13 protein-coding genes are annotated in these 16,708 nt (G+C 65.7%); 5 read left to right on the top strand and 8 right to left on the bottom strand.

Going from position 1 to position 16,708, the window contains the following annotated elements; all coding sequences use genetic code 11:
- Positions 1-69: 69 nt before the first annotated feature.
- Positions 70-714, top strand: a complete 645-nt coding sequence (locus IVB23_RS25555) for a YqgE/AlgH family protein (protein WP_061880942.1) — start codon at positions 70-72, stop codon at positions 712-714.
- Between the two features lie 249 nt (positions 715-963).
- Here the strand turns inward: IVB23_RS25555 and IVB23_RS25560 are convergent, their stop codons facing one another.
- Together IVB23_RS25560 and IVB23_RS25565 are read right to left on the bottom strand one after the other, a co-directional pair.
- Entirely contained in the window at positions 964-1,851 is an 888-nt protein-coding gene (locus tag IVB23_RS25560; RefSeq protein ID WP_197964904.1) for a TauD/TfdA family dioxygenase, read from the bottom strand.
- A 98-nt stretch (positions 1,852-1,949) separates the two neighbouring features.
- The gene (locus IVB23_RS25565) at positions 1,950-2,729 is read right to left on the bottom strand and encodes an SDR family NAD(P)-dependent oxidoreductase (protein WP_247800462.1); all 780 of its coding nucleotides are present in this window, start codon (positions 2,727-2,729) and stop codon (positions 1,950-1,952) included.
- Between the two features lie 96 nt (positions 2,730-2,825).
- Here IVB23_RS25565 and IVB23_RS25570 point away from each other — a divergent pair, with 96 nt between their 5' ends.
- Positions 2,826-3,563 (top strand): SDR family oxidoreductase, encoded by a 738-nt coding sequence (locus IVB23_RS25570; RefSeq protein WP_197964906.1) that lies wholly within the window; start codon positions 2,826-2,828, stop codon positions 3,561-3,563.
- Positions 3,564-3,623: 60 nt separating this feature from the next.
- Complete coding sequence (locus IVB23_RS25575) at positions 3,624-3,992, top strand: CsbD family protein (protein WP_131871924.1); 369 nt, start codon at positions 3,624-3,626, stop codon at positions 3,990-3,992.
- 76 nt (positions 3,993-4,068) lie between these two features.
- Here IVB23_RS25575 and IVB23_RS25580 read toward each other — a convergent pair whose 3' ends face one another.
- On the bottom strand, positions 4,069-5,772 hold the full coding sequence (locus tag IVB23_RS25580) for a DUF459 domain-containing protein (protein WP_247800463.1): 1,704 nt from the start codon (positions 5,770-5,772) through the stop codon (positions 4,069-4,071).
- 169 nt (positions 5,773-5,941) lie between these two features.
- Positions 5,942-7,327 (bottom strand): lytic murein transglycosylase, encoded by a 1,386-nt coding sequence (locus IVB23_RS25585; protein ID WP_247800464.1) that lies wholly within the window; start codon positions 7,325-7,327, stop codon positions 5,942-5,944.
- A gap of 205 nt (positions 7,328-7,532) precedes the next feature.
- Between IVB23_RS25585 and IVB23_RS25590 the strand changes: the two genes are divergently transcribed.
- The gene (locus IVB23_RS25590; protein ID WP_061880937.1) at positions 7,533-8,411 is read left to right on the top strand and encodes a UTP--glucose-1-phosphate uridylyltransferase; all 879 of its coding nucleotides are present in this window, start codon (positions 7,533-7,535) and stop codon (positions 8,409-8,411) included.
- A gap of 206 nt (positions 8,412-8,617) precedes the next feature.
- Here the strand turns inward: IVB23_RS25590 and IVB23_RS25595 are convergent, their stop codons facing one another.
- Complete coding sequence (locus tag IVB23_RS25595; RefSeq protein WP_061880936.1) at positions 8,618-10,114, bottom strand: sensor domain-containing diguanylate cyclase; 1,497 nt, start codon at positions 10,112-10,114, stop codon at positions 8,618-8,620.
- A 144-nt stretch (positions 10,115-10,258) separates the two neighbouring features.
- On the opposite strand from IVB23_RS25595, the gene IVB23_RS25600 reads away from it, so the two are divergent.
- Positions 10,259-10,522 (top strand): hypothetical protein, encoded by a 264-nt coding sequence (locus IVB23_RS25600; protein ID WP_035708505.1) that lies wholly within the window; start codon positions 10,259-10,261, stop codon positions 10,520-10,522.
- A 240-nt stretch (positions 10,523-10,762) separates the two neighbouring features.
- On the opposite strand, the gene IVB23_RS25605 is transcribed toward IVB23_RS25600, so the two are convergent.
- The 3 genes from IVB23_RS25605 to metG all read right to left on the bottom strand — a co-directional run bounded on the left by IVB23_RS25605 (position 10,763) and on the right by metG (position 16,535).
- The gene (locus IVB23_RS25605; protein ID WP_247800465.1) at positions 10,763-13,639 is read right to left on the bottom strand and encodes an EAL domain-containing protein; all 2,877 of its coding nucleotides are present in this window, start codon (positions 13,637-13,639) and stop codon (positions 10,763-10,765) included.
- Between the two features lie 151 nt (positions 13,640-13,790).
- Positions 13,791-14,789, bottom strand: a complete 999-nt coding sequence (locus IVB23_RS25610; RefSeq protein ID WP_247800466.1) for an NAD(P)H-quinone oxidoreductase — start codon at positions 14,787-14,789, stop codon at positions 13,791-13,793.
- 66 nt (positions 14,790-14,855) lie between these two features.
- The gene (gene metG / locus IVB23_RS25615) at positions 14,856-16,535 is read right to left on the bottom strand and encodes a methionine--tRNA ligase (protein ID WP_247800467.1); all 1,680 of its coding nucleotides are present in this window, start codon (positions 16,533-16,535) and stop codon (positions 14,856-14,858) included.
- Positions 16,536-16,708: the final 173 nt, after the last annotated feature.

Raw genomic sequence — 16,708 nt, forward strand, 5'->3', positions numbered from 1 at the left:
CGCAAGGCTTGATTTGACAGCGGACCGGCCCGACATCAGGATAGGAATTGAAACCGGAGTGCTTCACCGATGGCTCCCACAGGCAAGAGGACGGGCGAAAGCACCCGCAGCTCGGGCCCCGCACTGCCCAATTCGGCCGGTTATCTCGACGGCCGGCTCCTGATTGCGATGCCCGTGATGGGCGATTCCCGGTTCGAGCGGTCGGTGATCTACCTCTGCGCCCATTCGGCCGAGGGAGCGATGGGCATCATCGTGAACCACCCCGCCGGCAGCATCGACTTCCCCGAGCTGCTGCAGCAGCTCGGCATCATCAGGAAGGGCGAGCACATCAAGCTGCCGGAGAATGCCGAAAGCATGAAGGTGCTGCGGGGCGGACCGGTCGACACCGGCCGCGGCTTCGTGCTGCATTCCAGCGACTTCTACATCGAGAATGCGACGCTGCGGATCGATGATGGCGTCTGCCTCACCGCGACCGTCGATATCCTGCGCGCGATCGCCAACGGCTCCGGCCCCAAGCATGCCATCCTCGCGCTCGGCTATGCCGGCTGGGCGCCGGGACAGCTCGAGACGGAGATCCAGAGCAACGGCTGGCTGCATTGCGATGCGGATGCGGATCTGATCTTCGGCGACGACGTCGACGACAAGTACAACCGCGCATTGCAGAAGATCGGCATCGATCCCGGCATGCTCTCGAACGAGGCAGGGCACGCGTAGCTGGCGTAGTCCCTAGCGCGACATGCTCGGCTGTCGTGCATCATCATCCTCCGGTGTCCCGGACAAGCGCGCCCCAAGCGCGCGCAGATCCGGGACCATACCCCCAGGGAGGAGTTTGGCGCGAGCTCTCAACCACTAGTCTTCGCCAAACCACTCCCCGTGGTTATGGATCCCGGATCTGCGCTCCGCTCTCGACAACGCTACGCGTTGCCAAGAGCTGCGTTTGTCCGGGACGACAGCGGTGAACGCCTATTCCGCCGCCTGCTGCTGCACCGTCGGCTCGGTTCCCGCCACCGTGGCCCTGCGCATGTCGCGAGGCTGCGACTGGTCGTAGCGGCGGACGCGGTGCATGGTCTGGCGGTTGTCCCACATCACGAGGTCATGCAGCTTCCATTTGTGGACATAGACGAATTCCGGCTGCGTCGCATGCTCGTTCAGGTCGCGCAGCAGCAGCCGGCCCTCCGGCACGCTCATGCCGACGACCTTGCCGGCATGCGATGAGAGATACAGCGACTTGCGGCGATGGACGGGATGGGTCCGCACCAGCCGTTGCAGCACCGGCTTGAACATCTCCTTCTCCTCGTCGGTGTACTCGGTGAAGCCGAGCGATCCCCGCGAATACATCAGCGAGTGCTCGCAGACGAGGTCCTCGATCTCCGCCTTGGTCTCGTCGTCGAGTGCGTCATAGGCCGCACGCATGTCGGCGAATTCGGTGTTGCCGCCCTTCGGGTTCACGACGCGCGCCGACAAAAGCGAGAATTTTGCGGGGATGGGACGGAACGAGCTGTCGGAGTGCCAGAGGCAGTTGCCGAGATTGAACAGATGCGCGCGGCTGTCCTTCGCCAGCGGCTTGCCGTCCTTGCCGAGATTGGAGACGTCGTTCAGGCCGGATTGCAGCCGGTAGTCCTTCTCCTTGGTCACGGTGCCGCCCCGCGCATCCTCGCGCTGGCCGAAATTCAGCGCGAAAGCCATCTGCTGCTCGTCGGTGATGTCCTGGTCGTGGAAAACCAGGACCGCATATTTGTCCATGGCCGCCTCGACCTGGCGCGCTTCATCCGGTGTGAGAGGCTTTCGCAAGTCGAGGCCGGAAACCTCGCCGACAAAATGCTTCTGAAGCTGCCGGATGGCGATCGTCATGACGTTCTCTCCCGCGGGTCGCGAGCGGTTGTTCCCGCTCTGTTGACGAAAAAGCTACTCCCGCGTCAGTCGTTGTCAACGCTTCGAGCGCATGGCTCTCACGCGTTGCGGGCCATCAGCCCGCCATCGACCGGGATCACCGCGCCGGTGAGGAACGATGCCGCCGGCAGGCACAGGCTCAGCGTCATATGCGCGACCTCTTCAGGATCGCCATAGCGGCCGAGTGCGGTTCGGCGCTTGGCGTAGATGGTCTTGTGCTCCTCGGAGATGCGGTCGGTGATGGCGGTGCGGATCGGCCCGGGGCAGATGCAGTTGACGGTGATGCCCTCGCGGCCGAGCTCCACCGCCAGCGAGCGGGTGAGGCTGGCAACGCCACCCTTGGCTGCCGAATACGGGCTGTGCAATGCGGTGGCGCCGAGCGCTTCGGTCGAGGCGATGTTGACGATGCGCGGGCTCTTCGACTTGCGCAAGTGCGGCAGCGCAGCTCGGATGATGCGCGGATGCGCCGTCAGCATCACGGCGATGCCCCGGGCCCAGGCGTCCTCATAGGCCTCGTCGTCGATCGCAACACGCACGGAGATGCCGGCATTGTTGACGACGATGTCGATTGCCCCGAAATGCGCGGCGACATCGCCGACCACGCGCTTGATCTCGCCGCCGTCGGCGACGTCGAGCTTCCACGCCCTTGCTGAACCGCCGCTCGCCGCAATCTCCCTGGCGACACCATGCGCGCCCTGCTCGTCGAAATCCGTGACGGCCACATTCGCCCCCTCGGCGGCGAACACGCGCGCCGTCGCGCGCCCCATGCCGCTGGCCGCGCCGGTGACGAGAACCGTGAGGCCCTTGACGGACCGGCTGAGCTCCCTGGAGTCGGACATGCTGTTTCCTCGCGCCGTGCTTGTTCTTGTTGTGATTGACAAGGCTGGCATCGATCCGCAGACAGGTCAAACAAGCAAGACAAAGGGGAGGCCGCGATGGCGAACGAACTCGATTTCTCGGGCAAGCAGGTGCTGGTGGTCGGCGGTTCCAGCGGCATCGGCAACGGCATCGCGCAGGCTTTTCGCGCGAGAGGCGCACATGTCGCGGTTTGCGGCACGCGTGCTCGGCCTGGGGAATATTCCATCGAGGAAGGCTCCGATCTCACGGGGCTCGCTTATGCCCAGCTCGACGTCGGCAATGCCGGAGCGATCGAGGCGTTCAAGCCGTCCTTCGACAGGCTCGACGTGCTCGTGCTCGCGCAGGGCGCGGTGCTCTATCGCCGCGGCGAGTTCGAGATGGCCGGCTTTCGCAAGGTGGTCGAGGTCAACCTGATGAGCCTGATGGCCTGCGCGACGCGCTTCCATTCCATGTTGCGGGATTCCAGGGGCTCGCTGATCATCGTGTCCTCGACCGCGGCCTATCATTCCACCATGGGCAATCCCGCCTACAATGCGTCGAAGACCGGCGCGGTCGGATTGACGCGGACGCTGGGCGAAGCCTGGGCCGAGGACGGCATCCGCGTCAACGGCATCGCGCCGGGGCTCGTCGACACCAAGATGACGAAGGTGACGACCGACAATCCGAAGCGGCTCGAAGGCGCGCTCGCGCGCATCCCGCTGCGGCGATTGGGCACGCCGGCCGACATGGCCGGCGCGGCGCTGTTCCTGGCCTCGCCGCTGTCGTCCTACATCATCGGCCAGACGCTGGTCGTCGATGGCGGTCTCATTCTCTGATCCCGTGGAACTGCACTGCTCTTGATCGGTTACTTGGGTTGACCCCTGAGGAGGAGCAACATGGATACGGATCGGATTGTCGGATCGGCCAAGGAATATGCCGGCCGCGCGGAAGGCGCGATCGGAGACATCGCAGGCGATGCGAAGACGCAGGCGTCGGGCAAGGCGCGGGAAGCTGCAGGCACGGTGCAGAATCTCTACGGCCAGGCCAAGGATGCGGTGCGCGATGCCACGGACACCGCTGCGGGCTATGCCAAGGACGCCTACGAGAACAGCGGCGAGACCTTCCGCGACGGCTCGAAGGCGATCGCGCAGAAGGTGCAGGACAACCCGCTCGGCGCGCTGCTGGTCGCCGGCGGCATCGGCTTCGCGCTCGCGCTCCTGATGTCGCGACCCGCGCGCCGCCCGCCGCCGCGTTGGCGCTACTAGAGCCGAGCCAATACCACCTCGTTCCGGGGCTCGCACCTCGTGCGCCCCGGAATGACATCTCAATCAGCAAGGCAGATTACCGGAACATCTCCGCCGAGCGCCCGACATTGGCAGGCGGGCGCGGAATCCCTGGATTGGAATTCGGATTGCGCGGCCCTGGAGCCGGCGTCCATTGGCGCGGCTGCGGAGAGCCGAAGCCGAAGCCGAAGAAATCCCGGCCAGCCGGCGTCGCCTGTGCCGGCTGCTGCGGCGGGACCTGCGGCTTCTTCGGCGCGAGCTTCGGCGGCGCGATCACCGCGGCCGCTCCTGGCGCCGCCTGAGCCGTGCCGCCCTCGGGCGTCGTTGTGGCCATCGGCGTATCGCCCTTGGCCTGCTCACGGCCGACTTCCCGGCGCGGCCAGGCATAATCGTCGGCGCGGCCGGCCGGTGCCGCCAGCGGCTCACCCTTTACCATGGTCTTGGCTGCGAGCGCATCGACGGCGGCGGGACGCGTGCCCGGCCCGCCCAGCAATTGATCGGTCGAAATCGAGGCTGCAACCAGCGGCACAATCGGCCCCGCCAGCGGCCGCGGCGCGGGCTTGCCCGGCTCGGCGCTGGTATCGGGGGTGGCAGGCTCGCTCGGCAGCGCGATCGGGCCGGAGCGTGCCGCGAGCAGGCGCGTGATCTCGCGCTCGACATAATGCGCGAGCTTGCGCGCGCCGGCCTTGGTGAAATAGACTCCGTCGGAGCTGCGGAGCTGACGGATCTGGCCTTCGAAGTCCGGGCCCTTCTGGAGGAAGCGGCCGGCCTCGTCGACGAAGCCGTCCCACACGTCGACATAGGTGATGCCGGCCTTGGCCGCGCCCTCACGGTACAGCGAATCCAGGAACAGCGTGTCCGCGGTGCCCTTCGTTCCGCGAACTGCGGGCAGGCCGACCCAGAGCACCGGCACGCCCTTGGCCTTGAGGATGTTGGCGAGCTCCTCGATCTTCTTGCCGTAGAGCTCGACCCAGCGGTCGTCGCGGAATTCGTAGAGGCCGTTCGGGTTGCGCGCGGTCTTCTCCGGCGCCGCCGCGGGCGTATCGGCATTGTCGGCATCGTCCTGCGGCAGATCGGCATCGGCAGGCTTGTCGTCCGGCTTGGCGGCGGCGGCAGTGTCGCCGGGCTTGGCCTCGCCCGGCTTTGCTGGCGGCTTGGCGCGCGCCCCTTTGTCGTTCTTCTTGTCCTTGTCTTTCTCCGTGGCCGCCTTGTCGGCGACGGGCTCGCGGATCGCGGAGCGGTCGTTGAGGCCGAGCATGACGACGATCACGTCGGGCTTCTCGGTCTCGAGAATGCCCCTGGCCGCCGCCGCCCAGTCCGCGGGCTCACCCCTCGGCTGATACTTGATGAGGCCCGACGTGGTCTTGTGCTTGCGGATCACGCCCATGTCGGGCTGCTCGCTGTAGGCGTCTTCCAGGCCGTAGGCGAGCCAGTCGGCCATGGCATCGCCGATCACCAGCACGTTCTTCTCGGGGATGGTGTCGCGTTTCGCCGGCGCCGGCGCGCGCGAAAAATCCTGACGCGGCGCCTGCTGCTGCTGCGGCGGGTACGGTGCGAAGAAGTCGCCGCCGAACCATCCGCCGCCTCCGCCGCCGCCCCGTGGCGGCGGGGCCGCGCGCTGCGGCGGGCCGCCGAAACCGGGGAAGTTGAAGAACTGCGCCGAGGCAGGTCCTGCGACCGAGACCAGGATCGCAAGCGCCGTCCCCAGCGCGATCAACGGGCCGGTCTCGGTCAGCACCTTGAACAGGGACTTCTTCGACATGCGATCTCGGGCGCGCGCGAGGGGATTGGAGGCAGCTTAATATAATAACGGAATCAGGCCGCAAACGGGCAGATTCTCTTTGCAGATTCCTCTCCATAGGCCGGGGAACGGCGGCCGGCGTCAAGGCTGCCTGTCGAAATCCCGCCTCAGGGTTACTTTTAGCGCGATTTTACCGCCCGCGCAGCCGGTCCAGCACGTCCGATGAGGCAAATCCGTCGGCGGGGACCCCGATCGAGGCCTGGAAGTTGCGCAGGGCTTCCCGGGTCTGGCCGCCGAACTGGCCGTCCGGGGTGCCCTTGTAGAAGCCGCGCTGGGCCAGCAGCTGCTGCAGTTCCAGCCGCTCGGTGCGCGCCAGCTCCCGCTCCTGGCGCGGCCAGGGCTGCACGAAGGGCTGCCCCCCGCGCAGGCGATCGGCGAAATGGCCGATTGCCAGTGCATAGGCCTCGGCCGGGTTGTACTTCATGATGACGCGGTAGTTCTGCAGCATCAGGAAGCCCGGTCCCTGCGCGCCGGCCGGTGCCAGCAGATAGGCTTTCTCCGCCGGGTGCGGGAAGGGCTGCCCCGTCGCCCGCTTCAGCCCGAGCTTCTCCCATTGCGCGATCGGCATCGCCTTGGCGCGGTCGGCCAGCATGTAGTTGAAGCCTTGCGGCACCGCGACCTCGTAGCCCCAGGTCTGGCCGGACTGCCAGCCGTCCTTCTTCAGGTTGTTGGCGGTCGAGGCGATCAGGTCGGTGGGATTGTCGACGACGTCGCGCCTGCCGTCACCGTCGCCATCGACTGCGAAGCGCTTGAAGGCGGTCGGCATGAACTGGGTCGGGCCGAAGGCGCCGGCCCAGGAGCCGCGCAGCTGCTCAGGCCTGAGATCGCCGCGGTTGAGGATCTCCAGCGCGGAGAGGAACTCGTCCTTGAAATAGGCCTGGCGGCGGCCGATGCAGGCGAGCGTCGCGGTCGATTGCAGCACGCTGCGGTCGCCCATCTGCGTCGAGTAATTGGACTCGATGCCCCAGATCGAGGCGATGATGTAGCGGTCGACGCCGGTGGCCCTTTCGGTGGCGTCGAACTGCGCCTTGTGCTTGGCGAGAATTTCGCGGCCCTTGGCGAGGCGGTTGTCGTTCACCAGGATGTCGAGATAGTCCCAGATCGACTTGGTGAACTCCGGCTGCGAGTCCATGAGGTCCATGATGCGCAGGTCGGGGCCAAGGCCTGCGGTGAAGCGCTGAAAATTCTCCTGCGTGATGCCGCGCCGTGCGGCATCGGGCCACATCGCGGCGACGCAATTGCTGAAATTGCCGGCGGCTTCGCGGATCGCGGCGGCCGTCATCGACGGATGGCCCGAGGCGCCGTCCTCGCCGCTCCAGGGTTGAGCGCCGCCGGGGCCGGGCGGCGCTTGCGAAGGTGCCTGACTGGCGCCGGAAAAGATCCCGCCGAACAGATTGGACAGGCCGTTCTGCGCCTGGGCGTGTGCGCAGGCCGGCAGCAGCGAAGCGGCAGCAACCATCGCTGCGCCGGTCAGAAATCCCGCCCGTTTTGCCAGCCCTGCCATCGTTTGCATCATGTCTCACCCGTCGGCCTGAAAAATTCCGCCACAGGAGGCCCGGTTAGCGTTGCCAATAGCTTAACAAAGGTGAAATTTTGGTGACGGCGTTTTTCTTAACTCTGACCGGGCGAGGCCCCACATCCGCCTTTGTTGGCGGCTGCAAACAGGCTAGCAAGAAGCCATTGCTCCCGTCACATGTGCCCCCAGGTATTCGATCAATCACATGAGAATTCGCAAAGCTGTATTCCCCGTCGCCGGCCTCGGCACCCGCGTCCTGCCCGCCACCAAGGCGATGCCGAAGGAAATGCTGACCATCGTCGACAAGCCGCTGATCCAGTACGTCTATGACGAGGCGAAGGAAGCCGGCATCGAGCATTTCATCTTCGTCACCGGCCGCAACAAAAGTGTCATCGAGGATCATTTCGACCGCATGTTCGAGCTCGACACGACGCTGGCCGCGCGCGGCAAGAAGGCCGAGCAGGACATCCTGGCGCAGAACCAGCCGGAAGCCGGCGCCGTCAGCTTCACACGGCAGCAGGCGCCGCTCGGCCTCGGCCACGCCGTCTGGTGCGCGCGCGACATCGTCGGCAACGAGCCGTTTGCCGTGGTGCTGCCCGACGAGCTCGTGCTCAACACGCCCGGCTGCCTGAAGCAGATGATCGAGATGGCATCCTCGCTTGGCGAGCAATCCAATCTGATTGCGGTCGAGGCGGTCCCCGATCACCTGACCCACCAATACGGCATCTGCGGCGTCGGCAAGCGCAACGGCAAGATGTTCGAGGTCGACGGCATGGTCGAGAAGCCGGCCAAGGGCACGGCGCCCTCCAATCTCTCGATCACCGGCCGCTACATCCTTCAGCCGGAGATATTCAAGATCCTGGAGACCCAGGAGCGCGGCGCCGGCGGCGAGATCCAGCTCACCGACGCCATGATCGGGCTCGCCAAGTCGCAGAAGTTCTACGGCGTCGAGTTCGAGGGCGAGCGCCATGATTGCGGCTCCAAGCCCGGTTTCCTGCGCGCCAATATCGCCTACGGCATGAAGCGCCCGGAACTGCGCGACGGGCTGATCGCCGAGATGAAGAAGTATCTGGGGCAGGAGTAGCTACAAACTCCGCTGTCGTCCCTGCCTAGTGCGCAATTGCGCACGGGGCGCAGGGACCCATACCGCGGAGTCTATCGGGTGTGTTCGGTAGGAGTACCGAACGACAAGTCTTCGCCAAACCGCTCCCTGTGGTTATGGGTCCCCGCGTTTCGCGGGGACGACACCTGTGGTGTGGCGCGCGTCGCCGTAATGGCGATGACCAAGCCTCACGCCACCCGCGACAGCTTCGGAATGCTAGCGACCACCGACTGGTTGCGCCCACCGGCCTTCGCGGCATAGAGCGCCTTGTCGGCGGCAGCGACCAGGACCGGCCAGTCCATGCCGGCCGCGGGCACGAGGCTGGCGATGCCGCAGGAGACCGTCGAGGCCGTTTGATCGTCGGACCAGCCCTGCACCTTGAGGCGGATCTTCTCGGCGACCTTGAAGGCGTCGTCGGCCGAGGTGTTCGGCAGCAATACGGCGAATTCCTCGCCGCCATAGCGCGCGGCGCAGTCGCCGGCGCGGCTCACGGAATCCGAAATGCAGATGGCGATGCCGACCAGCACCTGGTCGCCGGCCTGATGGCCAAACGTGTCGTTGTAGGCCTTGAAATGATCGGCATCGATCATCAGGAGCGCGATCGGAGCCTTCTGGCGCATGGCGCGCCGCCATTCGACGTCGATGACGGAATCGAACTTGCGGCGGTTCCTCAGCCCCGTGAGCGCATCCGTCGTCGCCATCTCCTCGAGCTTGCGTTCGGCCTCGGCGCGCCGCCCGATCTCGCGCGCGAGCACGAGCGTCGATCCCAGCACGAACAGCGCGAGTGCCAGCACCACGGCGCCGATGCGGAACGCCTCCCTCTGCCAGAGTGCGAACACTGCGGCCAGGGGCTTGCCCGCCACCACGAACAGCGGTCCGCTGTCGCCGCTGCGGACATAGAGCCGCGGCGTCGGATCGACCGGGCCCTGTCCGGAATAGGAGGCACCGGCCGGGAGATTGTCGGCCTTCCAGCTCCGGCGGTCGTTCAGGTTCGTGCCGATGATGTCGAGATCGAACGGCCGCCGCATGATGATGGTGCGGTCGCGCCTGAGCACGGTGATGGTGTCTTCAGGGTCCAGGTTCAGCCGCTCGAACAATTCGTGGAAATAGCTGAAGCGGATCGAGCCGGCGACGACGCCGAGGAAGCCGCCGTCGGTATCGCTGATGCGGCGGCTCAGCACGATGGAATAGGCGCCGCGGAACAGCATCGGGCGGCTGATGAAGAGCCCGGCTCCGGGATTGTCGCGGTGGACCGTGAAATAGTCCTCCTGGCTCCGGTTCTCGACGAGGGGATCGAGCGTGGAAGCGTCGATGATCAGCCGGCCCTCGGCATCGAACACCTGGATGGCGCCGAAATGCCGGGCCGTCGTCGCGTGGTCGAACAGGATCAGGTGGCGGATCGTCTTGGAGACCGTCGCGAGTTCGGGCAGCAGCATGTTGCCGGCGACCGCCTTCAGCGACAGGTCGTAGATCTCGATGTTGCGGCCGATGTCGGACTCGATGGAGGTTGCGAGGTTCTCCAGCGTCTGGCGGGCGAGCGCCTCCTCGCCGCGGCGCATGTCCAGCATGACGTTGATGCAGACGGCCGAGAAGCCGATCACCGTCACCACGGACGAGATGATCAGCAGCTTCGCCGAAATCCGCCATGGCCGCCGGGCCGTGATTTCGCGCCATCCAAAGGGCATCGGTCGCTCCCGATACCAGTGGATGCGCCCGAAAGCTTGCGTAGTGTTTAAGGCAGGACGGCGCTACCGCAATGAGTTAAGAATCGGTTTATGGATCGAACGGTTTTAGGCAGATCGGACGGGACTTCGGACGAGAGGACGCTTGTGAACGACTACGACGCGTTGCGCGACTATCTGATGCGGCAGAAGCAGGAGGAGTTCGTGCTGAGCTTCGAGCAGATCGAGGAGATCATCGGCGCCGCGCTGCCGCGCGCGGCCCATCGTGCCTCCTGGTGGGACAGCCTGCGCAGCCCCGACATCCAGATGCCGCAACGCGAAGCCTGCCTCGCCGCGGGGTTCGTGGCGACACGGATGCCTGATGGTGCGAGCGTGCGGTTCAGGAAGCAGAGGAACGAGCGGCGGCGTTAACGTCGACGAGGCGCGCTCTTCCCCTCTCCCCTTGTGGGCCTTGTGGGAGAGGGTGGCTCACCGCGAAGCGGCGAGACAGGTGAGGGGTTCTCACCGCGCGCCAGTCTCTCGCATCTGAACCTGCGGAACGAACCCCTCGTCCGGCGCCATAGCCGAAGCTCGCTTCGGCGTTCCTAAGAACGGCGGCCACAGGCCGCCTATGCCACCTTCTCCCACAAGGGGAGAAGGGAAGAAGAGAGCCTAGCTCGCCGCTTCCAGCCGCACTTCCGTCAGCAGGCGCATCGCCGCGTCCGCATCCATCGGCTCGCCGAAGGCAAAACCTTGCGCGTATTCGCAGCCCATCTGGTAGAGCTCGACCGCATCGGAATCGGTCTCGGCGCCCTCCGCCACCACGTCCATGCCGAGATCGTGCGCGAGCGCGATGATCGACTTCAGGATCACCGGGCGCGTGCCGCGGCTGGTGGTGCGCACGAAGGACTGGTCGATCTTGATGGTGTCGAACGGGAAACGCTGGAGATAGGCCAGCGAGGAGTGGCCGGTGCCGAAATCGTCGAGCGACAGCCCGGTGCCGAGCTCGCGGATCCGCGTCAGCATCTGCGCCGCGTGCTCCGGGTTTTCCATCACCAGCGATTCCGTCAGCTCCAGCTTGAGCGTGCCGCGCGCCACCGAGGAGCGCGACAGCACGGTGCGGATGTCGTGGATCAGATCGTGGCGCAACAACTGCCGTGAGGAGACGTTGACGGAGGCGAAGATCGGCTCGCGCGAGCGCATCGCGCGTTGCCACACCGAGAGCTGCTTCGCGGTCTGGTCGAGCACGAACATGCCAAGGTCGACGATCAGCCCGGTCTCTTCGGCGATGGTGATGAATTCCGACGGCGCCATGCGGCCGAGCTTCGGGTGATCCCAGCGCGCCAGGGCCTCGAAGCCGGCGATCGAACGATCCTCCAGCCGCACGATCGGCTGATAAAGGATGGTGATCTCCTGCCGCTCGATGGCGCGGCGCAATTCGCTCTCCAGCGTCAGCCGGTCCGTCTTCCGCGCACGCATGGCGGGCTTGTAGACGTCGATGCGGTCGCCGCCGATGCGCTTGGAGTGGTACATCGCCAGCTCGGCGTCCTTGATGATCTCGTCCGTGAGCTGCGTCTGAGGATCGGACAAGGCGAGGCCGATCGATGCCGTCAGGAAGATCTCGCGGTCGTTGAAGGCGATCGGCGCGCGGATGGTCTTGCGGATGGTCTCGGCGAAGGCGGTGATGCGCGCCGGGTCCTGTTCGGACAGCAGGATCAGGCCGAACTGGTCGCCGGCCAGTCGCGCCAGCGTGTCCTGCGGCTTCAGGATGCGGGTGAGGCGGCGGGCCAGCGTCAGCAGGATGGAATCGCCGACCGCGATGCCGACGGAATCGTTGACCTGCTTGAAGCGGTCGAGATCGATCACCATCAGCGTCGGCCGCAGCGTCGGCATGGTCTTGGCGAAGTTGGCGACAGCACCCAGCCGGTCCATGAACAGCTTGCGGTTGGGCAGGCCGGTGAGGTTGTCGTGCACAGAATCGTGCAGCAGGCGTTCCTCGGCGTTGCGGAGCTCGGTGACGTCGGTGAGCGTGCCGACGACGCGCGAGACCTCGCCGTCGGAGCCGACCACCGGGCGGGCCTTCAGCGCGAACCACATGAAATGACCGTCCGGCGTGCGCAGGCGGAAATCCTGCACCAGCCGGCCGCGGCGCTGGTCGAGCACGCTGTCGAGCGCGGCGCGGAAACGGTCCTGGTCGAGCGGATGCAGCACCTCTAACCAGGACGCCGCGGGGCCTTCCAGCGTGCCGCGCTTGAGTCCGAGCAGGGCTTCGGTCTCGGGGCTGGTGAACACCTTGTCGGCGGAGACGTCCCAATCCCAGATCAGATCGCCGGAGCCGGCGAGCGCCAGCGCCCGCCGCTCGATGTCGGAGACGATGCCGGTGGTGGCGCCGCCGCCGGCGAAGGCGTGCTGCATCACCGTGAATCCGATCAGCATCACGATCAGCACGAGGCCGCCGAGCAGGGCCGGGCCGACGATGTCGTTGGTGACGGAACCCGCGACGGTCATGCCGGCCGCGACCACCCAGACCACCAGCAGGAACCAGGTCGGGATCAACAGCACCGCGCGGTCGAAGCCGTGGGTGGAGAGATAGACGATCAGCGCAAAGCCGGCGAAGGCGATCAGCACCAGCGAGATGCGTGCGATGCCGGAAGCCACGGCCGGATCGAACAGCGCCAGCGCCACCAGGGAGCCGAGGAAGGCCAGCCAGCCGATCGTGATGTGGGAATAGCGCACGTGCCAGCGGCTGAGATTGAGGTACGCGAACAGGAACACCAGCAGCGTGGCCGCGAGGATGGCCTCGCCCGCCGCGCGCCAGATGCGCTCGGCGTTGTTCGACATGTCGAGCACCTTGCCCCAGAAGCCGAAATCGACGCCGATATAGACCAGCACCGCCCAGGCCAGCGCCGCGGCGGCCGGGAACATGATGCTGCCCTTGACGACGAACAGGATGGTCAGCACCAGCGCGAGCAGGCCGGAAATGCCGATCACGATGCCCTGGTAGAGCGTGAAGGAATTGACCTTGTCCTTGTAGGATTCCGGCTCCCATAGATAGAGCTGCGGCAGCTTGTCGGTGCGCAGCTCCGCGACGAAGGTGACGACGGCGCCGGGGTCGAGCGTGATGCGGAACACGTCGGCGGTGGCGCTTTCCTGACGTTCCGGGCGGTCGCCGATCGAGGGCGTGATGGTCGCGATGCGGGACAGGCCGAGGTCGGGCCACAGCAGCCCCGAGGCGACGATGCGATAATGCGGGGCGACGATCAGGCGGTCGAGCTGGTCGTCAGTGTTGTTGGCGAGCGCGAACACCACCCAGTTCTGCCCGCCTTCGCGGGCGCGCACCTCGATGCGGCGGACGATGCCGTCAGTGCCGGGCGCGGTGGAGACCTGGATGCGATCGGCATCGCTGCGCTGATGCTCGAGCACGCCGGTGAGGTCGATCGCGGGCGCGTCGCTGCGGACGCTGACGGCGTCCAGCGCGCGCGCGGGATACGCGGCGACAAGAATCATGAGGCCCAGCGCGATGGGCGCGAGGCACCTGATCAGACGCAAGGTCAGTTCTCCGCGTTCGACGCAAACTCTGAGTGCAAGGCGAATCTAGAAGACGATTCAAACCGGACCGAAGTGGTTCGGCGCGTCGCGATAGATGCCACGAAAGCGAGGAAAATCAAAGGGTTTCCAGCCTGACCTGTGGGCCGGCGGCCTAGGCCTCCAACACAATTTTGCCAATATGTGCGCTGGTTTCCATGCGCCGGTGGGCATCCGCCGCCTTTTCCAGCGGGAAAGCGCTGTCCATGACCGGCTTGATGCGGCCTTCGCGCAAAAGCGGCATCACTTTCGCCTCGATCGCGGCCACCATCGCCGCCTTGTCCGCATTAGTACGGGGGCGCAGCGTCGAGCCGGTATGGGTCAGGCGCTTGACCATCACCTTGGCGATGTTGACGTTGACCTTGGGGCCGTTGAGGGTGGCGATCTGGACGATGCGGCCGTCGACCGCCGCGGCATCATAGTTGCGATCGACATAGTCGCCGGCAACCATGTCCAGGATCAGGTTGACGCCAAGGTTGTTGGTCTCGGCCTTGACCACGGCGACGAAGTCTTCGGTCTTGTAGTTGATGGCGCGGTCGGCGCCCAGCTTGAGGCAGGCATCGATCTTGTCCTGCGATCCCACGGTGACGAACACTTTTGCGCCGAATGCCTTCGCAAGCTGGATCGCCATGGTGCCGATGCCCGAAGACCCGCCATGGATCAGCAGCGTCTCGCCGGCCTTGAGGCCGCCGCGCTCGAACACGTTGTGCCAGACCGTCATCAGGGTTTCCGGCAGCGCGCCGGCTTCCTTGATCGACAAGGCCGGCGGCACGCTCATCGCCTGGGCATCCTGGGCGATGCAGTACTGCGCATAGCCGCCGCCGGCAACCAGCGACATCACCTTGTCACCGACCTTGTGCCGCCTGGCATTGCTGCCGACCGCCACCACCTCGCCCGCGATCTCGAGGCCCGGCAGGTCGCTGGCGCCGGGCGGCGGTGGATAGGCGCCGGAGCGCTGCGCAACGTCAGGCCGGTTCACGCCCGCGGCTTCGACCTTGACCAGGATCTCGTCCGGGCCGGGCTGTGGCAGCACGCGCTGTTCCGGCACCAGCACCTCCGGTCCGCCGGGCTTGGAGATGGCGATCACGGTCATTTGCGCGGGCAGCTTGTCCATGATGTGTCCTTGAGTGCATGGGATCGGCGGATGGCATATCGCCTTTTCCGCCAAAGTGAAACGACATTAAGGCCCGAACCGCGCTGCCAGATGCCGTGCTCTCTCGAGAGAGATTTTCTCGACCAGTGGACGGATCGGTGCGACGGCCGTGCCGGCACCGCCATCGAGCAGGTCCGCGAGTGGGCCAACGGGCCAGCTGGGAACAGCGTCAATGCGACCGAAAGCGCGCAGCACATTTTCCGACAGGCTGGGTATGATACTCCAAGCCAGCACGGCGCAGACGCTGATCAGATTGAGTCCTGTTCGAGTCACGAGCGCTGCGCGTACCGGATCGGACTTGCTGGCCGTCCATGGCGCGGCGTGCTGCAGGTAAGCGTTCGCGACATCCCAGATCGCGCGAGTTGCCGCCGCCGCCGCACGAAACTCGAGCGCCTCGTGGTGCCGTCGCAGCGTCGCGATACGTTGCTCGAGTTCGCGTGCGAGCAGGTGCTCGGCCGCGCCTGGCGCACCGCCTTCCGGAATTCGGCCGTCGAAGGCCCGATGGGCGAAGCGGACGATGCGATTGACGAGGTTGCCGAAGATGTCAGCAAGATCCTTGTTCACGTCGGCGACGAACTTCGCGATACTGAAATCGGTGTCGGCGCTTTCGGGCGCGTTGGCGATCAGCCACCAGCGCCAGAGATCGGCCGGCAGTTCTTCCAGGGCCTGATCGGTGAAGATGCCCCGATTGCGGCTGGTTGAGAACTTGCCGCCTTCGTAATTCAGCCAGTGGAATCCCTTGACGATATCGACGGTTTTCCACGGCTCGTTCGAGCCGATCAGCGTTGCCGGAAAGCTTACGGTGTGGAATGGGATGTTGTCCTTGCCGAGGAACTGGATGTAACGGACATCATCGGCCTGCCACCACCATTTTCGCCAGTCGCGGCCTGGTGCGGCGGCGGCCCACTCCTCCGTGGCTGCGATGTAGCCGATCGGCGCGTCGAACCAGACGTAGAAGACCTTGTTCTCGAATCCCTGGCGCGGAACCGGAATGCCCCAGGTCAGATCGCGCGTAATGCAGCGATCGCGCAAATCAGCCGTGAGCCAGCTTTTCGCGGTTGATACCACGAAGGCAGGCCAGCCGGACCGGCTGTCGAACCACTCGCTCAACGCCGCGACCAGCCGCGACTGCCGCAGGAACAGATGGCGGCTTTCGCGGGTCTGAAGCGCGCGGTCGCCCGATAGCGCAGATCGCGGATCGATCAGTTCGGGCGGATCGAGGAGCGTGCCGCAGTGATCGCATTGATCGCCGCGTGCGGATGGGTCGCCACAATGCGGGCAAGTGCCGAGCACGTAGCGGTCTGGCAGGAAACGGCCGTCCACGGGGGACCAGACCTGTTGCAACGTGCGTTCCTCGATCAATCCGCTCTCTTCGAGTCTGCGATAGAAGTGCTGCGTCAACGCGCGATTCTGCGGCGAACTGGTCCGCCCGAAATGGTCGAATGACAGGCCGAAGCGGCGGTAGATGTCGGCCTGGATTGCATGCTGCGTGCTGCAGAAGGTCTGGATGTCCTGTCCGGCACGAACGGCGCCGAGCTCGGCCGGCGTGCCGTGCTCGTCCGTTGCACAGACGAAGAGCACCTCGTCGCCGGTCTGGCGTCTAAAGCGGGCATGCACATCGGCAGGCAGGAGCGACCCGACCAGATTGCCGAGATGCTTGACGCCGTTCACATAGGGAAGGGCGCTGGTGATGAGAATTTTGGACATGGCTGCGTCTTTCGCGTTTGGTGATGCCGACCCGGAAGAGATCAAACCGGAAAATCAAAAGCCCTCCCGCATGATCGGAAGGGCTTGGGGTCGGCTCATGCCTCACGCGCGTGGACGCGCTCTTATCCCGTCCGGTCAGCCTCCTTGCGGTCGGGCCGGGGCATTCGCGTCAA

The sequence above is a fragment of the Bradyrhizobium sp. 191 genome (genome assembly GCF_023100985.1).
Taxonomy (GTDB): Bacteria; Pseudomonadota; Alphaproteobacteria; order Rhizobiales; family Xanthobacteraceae; genus Bradyrhizobium; species Bradyrhizobium diversitatis.

Excerpts from the sequence above, each read along its gene's own strand:
- IVB23_RS25555 (WP_061880942.1), top strand. The coding sequence starts at position 70 with ATGGCTCCCACAGGCAAGAGGACGGGCGAAAGCACCCGCAGCTCGGGC.
- IVB23_RS25560 (WP_197964904.1), bottom strand. The coding sequence starts at position 1,851 with ATGACGATCGCCATCCGGCAGCTTCAGAAGCATTTTGTCGGCGAGGTT.
- IVB23_RS25565 (WP_247800462.1), bottom strand. The coding sequence starts at position 2,729 with ATGTCCGACTCCAGGGAGCTCAGCCGGTCCGTCAAGGGCCTCACGGTT.
- IVB23_RS25570 (WP_197964906.1), top strand. The coding sequence starts at position 2,826 with ATGGCGAACGAACTCGATTTCTCGGGCAAGCAGGTGCTGGTGGTCGGC.
- IVB23_RS25575 (WP_131871924.1), top strand. The coding sequence starts at position 3,624 with ATGGATACGGATCGGATTGTCGGATCGGCCAAGGAATATGCCGGCCGC.
- IVB23_RS25580 (WP_247800463.1), bottom strand. The coding sequence starts at position 5,772 with ATGTCGAAGAAGTCCCTGTTCAAGGTGCTGACCGAGACCGGCCCGTTG.
- IVB23_RS25585 (WP_247800464.1), bottom strand. The coding sequence starts at position 7,327 with ATGATGCAAACGATGGCAGGGCTGGCAAAACGGGCGGGATTTCTGACC.
- IVB23_RS25590 (WP_061880937.1), top strand. The coding sequence starts at position 7,533 with ATGAGAATTCGCAAAGCTGTATTCCCCGTCGCCGGCCTCGGCACCCGC.
- IVB23_RS25595 (WP_061880936.1), bottom strand. The coding sequence starts at position 10,114 with ATGCCCTTTGGATGGCGCGAAATCACGGCCCGGCGGCCATGGCGGATT.
- IVB23_RS25610 (WP_247800466.1), bottom strand. The coding sequence starts at position 14,789 with ATGGACAAGCTGCCCGCGCAAATGACCGTGATCGCCATCTCCAAGCCC.
- metG (WP_247800467.1), bottom strand. The coding sequence starts at position 16,535 with ATGTCCAAAATTCTCATCACCAGCGCCCTTCCCTATGTGAACGGCGTC.